A 625-nucleotide genomic window follows, 5' to 3' on the forward strand; every position below is an offset into this window, starting at 1 on the left:
TCAGATCAGAACCGCAGCCGTGACAGGTGTGGGCCTCGATCTCGTCGAGAGCCAGCGCCATATTGCGCTCAGTCTCGTCCCACGCCGGGGCGGTTGTGATGGTGTAGCTGCCGTCGCCAGTGGGTGTGATGGTGCGGTTCGGCTCCCACCCGAGCATCGCCCGGACAGTCAACCCACGCGCTTTCGCGGCCCGCACCAGCGCCAGCATGTCAGGATCGGCCTTGAGGGCGCCGATCAGAAATTTACGGTGTTGCTGCCCCGCCGGTTATTGGCGTACACGAGTGCCCGGATCGGGTCCAACTCGCCAAACGTCGGCTGCGCCGCATCCAAGAACTCGGTCCACGTCTGGCCGGTGTCCTCACCGTCCAGCTCGACCCGCAAGAAGCAGCGGGCAGTGACCTCGGAGTGGAACTTCTGCGCCGAGGCCGCATCCGTATCGACCTCCGCCCCGCCAGACCGGATCAGAATGTGCTCATACTCGTCGGCATTGAGGCGGCGGAACACGAGGTCAACCTGACAGTCCCGCGCCTCCTCGATCGCCGTCTCCAGATCGGCCTTGATGTGCCCCAGCTCGGCAGTCAGGGTTTCACGCTCGTCGGGATCGCTGGCGCGACGATCCTCAGAC

2 protein-coding genes are annotated in these 625 nt (G+C 65.0%); both read right to left on the bottom strand.

What is annotated here, in order from left to right; genetic code table 11:
• On the bottom strand, nucleotides 1-208 hold a 208-nt coding region (locus tag RMT89_RS40670), incomplete at its 3' end, for a hypothetical protein (RefSeq protein WP_315888782.1).
• Nucleotides 209-234: 26 nt separating this feature from the next.
• Nucleotides 235-625, bottom strand: a 391-nt coding sequence (locus RMT89_RS40675; RefSeq protein ID WP_315888783.1) for a hypothetical protein, incomplete at its 5' end; no start/stop codon positions are given.

Source organism: Streptomyces sp. P17, assembly GCF_032436805.1.
In the GTDB taxonomy this organism is placed as follows: Bacteria; Actinomycetota; Actinomycetes; order Streptomycetales; family Streptomycetaceae; genus Streptomyces.